Origin of the sequence: Kineococcus vitellinus (genome assembly GCF_009906315.1) — a bacterium.
In the GTDB taxonomy this organism is placed as follows: Bacteria; Actinomycetota; Actinomycetes; order Actinomycetales; family Kineococcaceae; genus Kineococcus; species Kineococcus vitellinus.
Window position 1 is genome coordinate 1 of record NZ_JAAALL010000225.1, and the last position, 7406, is coordinate 7406.

Consider the following 7406-nt stretch of genomic DNA (forward strand, 5'->3'; position numbering starts at 1 on the left):
CGGCGACGACGTCGACGCGCACCCCGGCGTCGGCGAAGGCGCGCAGCACGGCGCTCACGCGCCGCGTGGGCAGGTGGACGTGCTCGCAGGCGCGGTGCAGCGCCCGCGCGTCGACGGAGCCGTGCTCCTTCCCGTGCCGGAAGAGCTCGCGGAAGGGGTCCCGGAAGAGTTCCGCGGGGAGCGGCCGGGAGGTGGGGGCTGTCACCGTGCACTGCCTCTCGTCGGACGTCACGGGTGGTGCGGGCCGGGTGCCCGGTGCGACGACGGGGCCTCAGCCCCGGCCGGCGCGCTGCACGATCTCGACGGCGACCTCCCGCAGCCCGCGCTCGGCCTGCTGCGAGCGGCGGGCCAGGTCCGCGAACGCCTCCGCCGGCGTGCAGCGCAGAGCGGCCACCAGGACCCCCGTGGCCTGCTCGATCACCGCCCGCGAGGCCATCGCCGCCCGCATGTCCTCCCCCAGGGCCTGCGCCGAGGCGTACAGGGAGTGGTTGGCCAGCGCGACGGCCGCGCACCCGGCGAAGACCTGCAGCAGCTGCTCGGCCCCGGCGTCCAGCGCCTCGTCCTCGGAGCAGTAGACGTTGACGGCGCCCAGGACCCGTTGCGGCACCTGCATCCCCACCGACACGACGCTGCGCACCCCCTGCCGGGCGGCGACCGCCGAGAAGTCGGGGTAGGCGACGTCGTTGGTGGTGTCGTCGATGCGCACCACCCGCCCGCTCTGGGCGGCGTCCAGGCACGGGCCGGAGCGCAGGCGGTACTGGCGCTCGTCCAGCGAGGCGGCCAGGCCGCCCGAGGAGGCGGCGGTGTGCGCACCCGCCTCCTCCAGCAGCGTCACCGACACCTCCTCGGCGCCCGGCACGTGCGCCACGGCCAGCTCGGCCACGCGCTCCAGCACGCGCTCCAGCGGCGCCCGGTCGGCCACCAGCCGGCCGAGCTCGAGCAGGACCCGCTGCGCCGGCACCTGGGCGGGCGCCGCCGGGTCCGCGGGCCGCTGTCCGGGGGCGGCGGGGGCGTCGCGGCGCCGGCCGTCGGGGGGTGCGCTCACGCCGGGCTCGCGGGGGCGCCGGCGGGATCGTGCGCGAGGACCAGCGTGGCGACGACGTCGACCACTCTCCTGTCGGTTCGCCGACGCGGGAGGGGGCCGCCGGAGCCCCCAGCCTCTCACCGCTGTCCACCCCGGCGCACTGAACGAGGCGCGTGCCCACCGTCGACCGCGGTCGGCCGCGGCCGACCGCCGGGCACCCGGGTGGTCCGTGGGGCAGGATGCGGGTGTTGTGGTCGGCCCGGACCCGTCGGACGCAGCGCTGGAGGGCGTGCCCCCGTGCGCGCCGCCGGCGACCACCGGCCACGTCGATCCGAGGGCACACCATGGCTGACGACCAGCACTTCGTCCTGGCGACCGTCGTCACGCGCACCGCGTGGGAGAGCGGCAGCCACCAGGTGCTCGCCTCGAGCCGCGCGGTCCTCGACGAGCAGATGCGCCGCTGCGGCCTGCTCGTCCGGGACCGGCCGCGCGAGGAGGTCGAGCTCCTGCCCGGCGGGACGCGGGTCCGCATCACCCTGAGCGTGGACGCCGTCCCGCCGCCGGGGGCGCCCGCGGCCCCGGGCGCGCCGGCACCGGGCACACCGTAGGCGCGCGCCCCGTCGCGGACCCATGACGGACCCACGACGGGACGGGGTCGTTGCCCGCGACCCGGGGCCGTGGTGTACTGCAGCGTTCGCGCCCCGGACCCGGCGCGGCGACCGATCAGCTCGGTGAGCTGGTCCTCGAAGCTGTCGCCGTGAAGGGCTCCGACGATGTGGCTCGGCCCGGCTCTCGAGGTCCAGGTCCCTGGGTGATCCCGCACCGCCGCGGCGGTGCGGGTGGTGCAAGGGGGGAGCCCGACCCCGGTGAAGCAGCTGGCGGGGTCGGGTTCCGCCGCCGCGGTCGCCACCCGCCGGACCCCGCGCGCGGTCCGCTCCCCCGCCATCGGCACCCGGGCCCGCGAGCTGCGAGGATGGCTCCGCGGCCGCCCCGGGCGGGCGGTGGGACGCCGCGCACCGACGGCGGTGCGGTGGCGGGTGAGGAGGAGGTGCCGTGAGCACGGCGGAGCACGGTCGGGTCATGCGGGCGCTGGTGGACCTGGCGGACAGCCTGGTCGCCGACTACGAGCCCTCCGAGCTGCTGCAGCGGCTGGTGGACGAGTGCACCCGGCTGCTGGACGTCGACGCCGCCGGGCTGCTGCTGGCCGGCCGCGACGGCACGCTGCAGGTGGCCGCCGCCTCCAGCGAGCGGGTGCGGGCGCTGGAGCTGCTGCAGGTGCGCGGCGACGACGGTCCGTGCCTGCAGGCGTACTCCCTGGCGGAGCGCGTCGTGGCCGGTGAGCTCGCCGAGGTGCAGGCGCGCTGGAGCGGCTTCGCCGCCGACATGGCCGCGGCCGGCCTGCGCAGCGTGGCGGCGGTCCCCCTGCGGCTGCGCGAGCACAGGCTCGGCGCCCTCGGCCTCTTCAGCGGGCGCGAGCACGTGCCCAGCGGCGAGGACGTCGACGTCGCGCAGGCCTTCGCCGACATCGCCACCATCGCCGTCCTGCAGCAGCAGGCCGTGCACGACTCGCGCACCGTCAGCGCCCAGCTGCAGCAGGCCCTGGACTCGCGCATCGTCATCGAGCAGGCCAAGGGCGTCGTCGCGGCCCAGCTCGGCCTGGACATGGCGCAGGCCTTCACCCTCATCCGCGACCACGCCCGCACCCAGCACCTCAGCCTCAAGCACGTGGCCACCGGCCTCACCACGGGTGAGCTCACCGCCCGGGACCTGCGCCGACGCGGCGCACCGGCGGCACCCCGGCAGCGGCGCTGAGGCCGGAGCACGACGGACCGGGGCCGAGCTGACGTCCGCCCCGGCGGCTGCCACGATGAGCAGGTGGACACCCCAGCGCGAACGGCGCGCCGATGAGCTCCCGCGAGCGGTTGCGCGGTGAGCTCGCGGCCGCGGTGAGCGGCGCCGGCACCGCGCTGCGGGCGGCGGACGCCCTGTGCCACGCCTGCGTGCAGCTGCTGGACGTCGACGGCGCGGCCATCTCGCTGGTGCACGAGGGCGCCACCCGCGGCACGTTCGGCTCCAGCAACGCCCTCAGCCGCCGCCTGGACGCCTACCAGTTCACCTTCGGCGAGGGCCCCTGCCTGGACGCCGTGCAGCAGGGCCGCCCGGTGCTGGCCGACGACCTCACCGCGGCCGCCGAGCGGCGCTGGCCCGCCTTCACCGCCAGCGCCGTCGACGCCGGGGTGCGCGCCGTGTTCGCCCTGCCCGTCGTCGTGGCCACCGAGAGCATCGGGGCGCTGGACCTCTTCCGCCACCGCTCCGGCCCGCTGCCGGGGGAGACCATGAGCGGTGGCCTGCAGGCGGCCGACCTGGCCGCCCTGCCGCTGCTGGACCTGATCGCCCAGCTCGGGGTGCGCGCCGAGGCGGGCATCGTCGAGGGCGCCGAGGAGGACCCCTGGAGCGAGCTGGAGTCGCTGGAGCGGGTGGAGATCTACCAGGCCACGGGTTTCCTCATCGCCCAGCTCGGCCCGACCGCCACGAGCCCCAGCGAAGCGCTGGTCCGCTTGCGCGCCAGGGCCTTCAGCACCGGTCAGACGGCCGCCGAAGTGGCCCAGGAGGTCCTGGAGCACCGCCTGCGCATCGACCCCGACGGCAGCTGGCACCACGACGGCGACCATCCCGCGCACCGGAACGCGGACGGGGACGAGCCCGGCCGGGGAGGCGACTCGTGACCCAGGAGCGGGAGGGCGAGGTCACCCGGTCGTTCGTCTCCCTGGCCACCGCCCTGGCGCTCGGGGCGGACATCGTGGAGCTGCTGACCCGGCTGACCACCGACTGCGCCCACCTGCTGGACGTCGCCTCGGCGGGTCTGGTGCTGGGCGACCAGCGCGGGGTGCTGCACGTCATGGCGGCCTCCTCCGACCACGCCCGCGAGCTGGAGCTCTTCCAGATCCAGCGCCTGGAGGGCCCGTGCCAGGACTGCTACCGCAGCGGCGCGCCGGTCAGCGCCCCCGACCTGTCCGGCAGCGGCCGCTGGCCGCGCTTCGCCCGGGCCGCCGAGCGGCACGGCTTCTCCTCCGTGCACGCGGTGCCCATGAGGTTGCGCACCCGCACCCTCGGCGCCCTGGGCCTCTTCGGCACGCGGCCGGGGCGGCTGAACGCCGAGGACCTCAACCTCGCGCAGGCGCTGGCCGACGTGGCCAGCGTCGCCCTGGTGCAGCACGACACCGGCGTGGACTCGCCGTCGGTGAGCCTGCAGCTGCAGACGGCGCTCAACGCCCGCGTCGTGGTGGAGCAGGCGAAGGGCCTGCTGGCCTACTCCGGCAGGACCAGCCCGCAGGCGGCCTTCCAGCTGCTGCGCAGCTACGCCGGCGAGCACCAGCAGCAGCTGAGCACCGTCGCCGGGTGGGTCGTCCACGGCGACCTGCCGGCCCGCGTGGTGCTGGAGCACGCCTCCGCCCGACCCGAGCGCGACGACGAGGGCGGCAGCGGGGGCGAGGGCGGGCCCGCCGCCGCACGCGGGTGACCGCCGCCGGCCCGGCGGTGTGACGCACCCGTCACCGGTTCGCGCGCCGGATCCGGGCGTCGCGGTTGCAGCCCGGTCGCTGCGGTGGTGTCCTGACCGAGCACTCGATGTGTCGCCCTGGACCCGGTGACGCGTTGCCTCCGCACGCGAACCGGACAGGACGACCATGAGCATCAGCCACCCCTCCGCCACCAGCGGTGCCGTGCCGCCGCACCCGGCGGGGGGCCCCGACGGTGCCGCGCCCGCGGCGCGTCCCGCGCAGCGCTCGATCAGCTCCTACACGGCGCTGGCCCAGCGGGTGCGCGAGGCGGGGCTGCTGCGCCGCCGCCGCGGCTACTACTGGCGGCGCATCTGCGCGGTCGTCCTAGCCCTGGCCGTCCTGGCCACCGCCGTGCAGCTGGTCGGCGACTCCTGGTGGGTGCTGCTGCTCGCTCCACTGGTGGCGACGACGCTGAGCCAGGTGGCCTTCCTCGGCCACGACGCCGCCCACCAGCAGGTGTTCAGCTCCCCGCGCTGGAACGCGATCGCCTCCCGCTGCCTGGCCAGCCTGATCGCCGGGCTGAGCCACGGGTGGTGGCTGGGCAAGCACAACGTCCACCACGCGGCCCCCAACCAGGTGGGTCGCGACACGGACATCGACTCCAAGGTCCTCGCCTTCCACCCCGACGCCCTGGAGGGCAGGGGCCGGCTGCACCGCTGGCTCCTCACCCACCAGGGTTTCTGGCTCTTCCCGCTGCTGCTGCTGGAGGGGTTCAACCTCCACGTCGACAGCGCCAGCGCCGTCCTGCGCCCCGGGAAGGTGAAGCGGCGCCACGTGGACGTCCTCATGCTCGCCGCCCGCTGGGCGGTGTACGCGGGCGTGCTGCTGCTGGCGATGTCGCCCGCCAAGGCGGTGCTGTTCGTCGTCGCCGAACTCGCCTGCTTCGGGGTGCTGCTGGGCGGGGCGTTCGTCCCCAACCACACGGGCATGCCGATCCTGGCGCGGGGCAGGAAGATGGACTTCCTGCACCGCCAGGTCCTCTCCTCGCGCAACGTGGGCGGGAACCTGCTGGTCGACTTCTTCATGGGCGGGCTCAACCGCCAGGTGGAGCACCACCTCTTCCCCAGCATGCCGCGCCCCCACCTGAAGCTGGTGCAGCCGATGGTGCGCCGGCACTGCGCGGAGGTGGGCGTGCCCTACACCGAGGCCTCCTTCGCCGGCGCCTTCGCCGCGGTGGTCGCGCACCTCAACGCGGTCGGTCTCGCCGGCCGCCGGCGGAACTCCTGCCCCCTCGCCGCACAGCTGCGCTCGTGACCGGGGCCGGTGGCGCGGCCGCCGGCACCTCGCACCGGGCGCCCTCGCCGCGGCCCGCCTGATGCTGCGGGGGCGTCCCGCGCGGATCCTCACCGCCGTCTCGGCCGCTCCCGGTCCCGACGGCGTGCCGCCGCGCTTCGTGCGGGCCTGCGCCCGCGCCCTGCCCGTCACGGGCGTCGCGCTGTCGCTCACGTCGGCGGCCGGCGACCTGGGTGGGCTGGTCGCCGCCTGCGGCGGGAACGCCGCCGCGCTCGAGGACCTGCAGTTCGACCTCGGGGAGGGTCCGTGCCTGGACGCCTCCCGCTCCCGGGAGCCGGTGCTGGTGGCCGACCTGGCCCGTGACGGCCGCGAGCGGTGGCCGGTCCTCGCGGCCGAGGCGCCACGGGCCGGCATCGCCGCGGTCTTCGCCTACCCCTTGCAGGTGGGCCCGCTGCGGCTGGGCGTGCTGGGCCTGCACCGCGACCGGCCCGGTGGGCTGGAGGAGGCCGTGCACGCCGAGGCGCTGCAGTTCGCCGCCGCCGCCGTCGCCCTGCTGCTGCACCTGCACTCCCGGCTGCCCGCGACCGGGGCGGCTCGCGGGCCGGTGGACCGGGCGGGCACCGCGGCCGCCGCTCCCCCGGCCGCCGCGGGGATCGTGCTGGCCGACGACCGGGCCGTGGTGCACCAGGCCACCGGCGTGGTGTCCGCGAGCGCCGGGGTCAGCACCGGCACGGCCCTGCTGCTGCTGCGCGCCCGGGCCTACGCCGAGGGCCGCGGCGTGCGCGCCCTGGCGCAGGACGTGGTCGCCGCGCGGACGTGGCCGACCGGCCGCGGTCACCGCTGACCCGCTGCCCGCTCCCGGTGCGCCCTCTCCGCGGAACGGGCCCCGGCCGCGGTCACCGCGGCCGGGGCGGCGTCACTCGCGGGCGCGCAGCAGCTGCACCGGAGCGGTGCGGGTCGCCGACCAGGTGGTCCACGCGCTGGTGGCACCCGTGACCGCGAACGTCCCGAGCACGACCGCACCCACCAGCGGCCACGGCAGGTCGACGCTCGCCGTGCCGGTGGCGGCGGCGGTGGCGATCGCCACCGCGGCCAGGGTGCCCGCGGCGGCCAGGGCGCCCAGCAGCAGCCCGGCGGTGCTGACCGCCCACGTCTCCAGCAGCGCGCTGCCCAGCACCTGGCGGCGCGTCAGGCCCCCGGCGCGGGCGGTGGCGAACTCCCGCCGCCGCGCGGAGGTGGCCACGACACCGGCGTTGACGACGCCGATGAGCGCGTACAGCGCTCCCAGCCCCATCACGACCACGAGGATCGAGGTGTCGCCGGCGCTCGCCCGCGCCGCCGAGCGCGCCCGCCAGTCCTGCACGTCGCTGACGTGCGCGCCCGCACCCGCGGCGGCCACCAGGCCGGCGGCGACCTCCTGGCGGTCGGCGCCCTCCTGCAGCTGCACGAAGGTGCGCACCTGCGAACCCCGCAGCAGCTCGGCGGGCAGCAGACCGGCCGGCAGCAGCAGCGCGGGGCCTCCTCCGACCGACTGCGGCACCGCGGCCACCACCGGCAGCGTGCCCAGGTCCACCTCGCCCACCCGCACC

General features: G+C 77.0%; 8 protein-coding genes and 1 pseudogene. 6 read left to right on the forward strand and 3 right to left on the reverse strand.

Annotation, left to right across the window (positions count from 1 at the left end; translation table 11 throughout):
- A pseudogene (locus tag GTQ99_RS17075) lies at positions 1–205 on the reverse strand (RNA polymerase sigma factor); the annotation flags it as partial.
- A gap of 66 nt (positions 206–271) precedes the next feature.
- Positions 272–1045, reverse strand: coding sequence for an ANTAR domain-containing protein (locus tag GTQ99_RS17080; RefSeq protein WP_166616931.1), 774 nt, complete (start codon positions 1043–1045; stop codon positions 272–274).
- 323 nt (positions 1046–1368) lie between these two features.
- Here GTQ99_RS17080 and GTQ99_RS17085 point away from each other — a divergent pair, with 323 nt between their 5' ends.
- The 6 genes from GTQ99_RS17085 to GTQ99_RS17110 all read left to right on the forward strand — a co-directional run bounded on the left by GTQ99_RS17085 (position 1369) and on the right by GTQ99_RS17110 (position 6661).
- Entirely contained in the window at positions 1369–1632 is a 264-nt protein-coding gene (locus GTQ99_RS17085; RefSeq protein ID WP_166616932.1) for a hypothetical protein, read from the forward strand.
- A 445-nt stretch (positions 1633–2077) separates the two neighbouring features.
- Positions 2078–2836, forward strand: a complete 759-nt coding sequence (locus GTQ99_RS17090; protein ID WP_166616933.1) for an ANTAR domain-containing protein — start codon at positions 2078–2080, stop codon at positions 2834–2836.
- Positions 2837–2928: 92 nt separating this feature from the next.
- On the forward strand, positions 2929–3750 hold the full coding sequence (locus tag GTQ99_RS17095; protein ID WP_166616934.1) for a GAF and ANTAR domain-containing protein: 822 nt from the start codon (positions 2929–2931) through the stop codon (positions 3748–3750).
- On the forward strand, positions 3747–4544 hold the full coding sequence (locus GTQ99_RS17100; RefSeq protein WP_166616935.1) for a GAF domain-containing protein: 798 nt from the start codon (positions 3747–3749) through the stop codon (positions 4542–4544). The genes GTQ99_RS17095 and GTQ99_RS17100 overlap by 4 nt, the downstream gene beginning before the upstream one ends.
- 166 nt (positions 4545–4710) lie before the next feature.
- Positions 4711–5838, forward strand: coding sequence for a fatty acid desaturase family protein (locus GTQ99_RS17105; protein WP_166616936.1), 1128 nt, complete (start codon positions 4711–4713; stop codon positions 5836–5838).
- Positions 5839–5899: 61 nt separating this feature from the next.
- A complete protein-coding gene (locus GTQ99_RS17110) occupies positions 5900–6661 on the forward strand; it encodes a GAF and ANTAR domain-containing protein (RefSeq protein WP_166616937.1) in 762 nt (253 codons plus the stop codon).
- Between the two features lie 72 nt (positions 6662–6733).
- Here GTQ99_RS17110 and GTQ99_RS17115 read toward each other — a convergent pair.
- Positions 6734–7406, reverse strand: a 673-nt coding sequence (locus GTQ99_RS17115) for an FtsX-like permease family protein (protein ID WP_166616938.1), incomplete at its 5' end; no start/stop codon positions are given.

Bases quoted from the DNA above. Each gene is read 5' to 3' on its own strand.
- GTQ99_RS17085 (WP_166616932.1), top strand. From the start codon at position 1,369: ATGGCTGACGACCAGCACTTCGTCCTGGCGACCGTCGTCACGCGCACC.
- GTQ99_RS17095 (WP_166616934.1), top strand. From the start codon at position 2,929: ATGAGCTCCCGCGAGCGGTTGCGCGGTGAGCTCGCGGCCGCGGTGAGC.
- GTQ99_RS17105 (WP_166616936.1), top strand. From the start codon at position 4,711: ATGAGCATCAGCCACCCCTCCGCCACCAGCGGTGCCGTGCCGCCGCAC.
- GTQ99_RS17110 (WP_166616937.1), top strand. From the start codon at position 5,900: ATGCTGCGGGGGCGTCCCGCGCGGATCCTCACCGCCGTCTCGGCCGCT.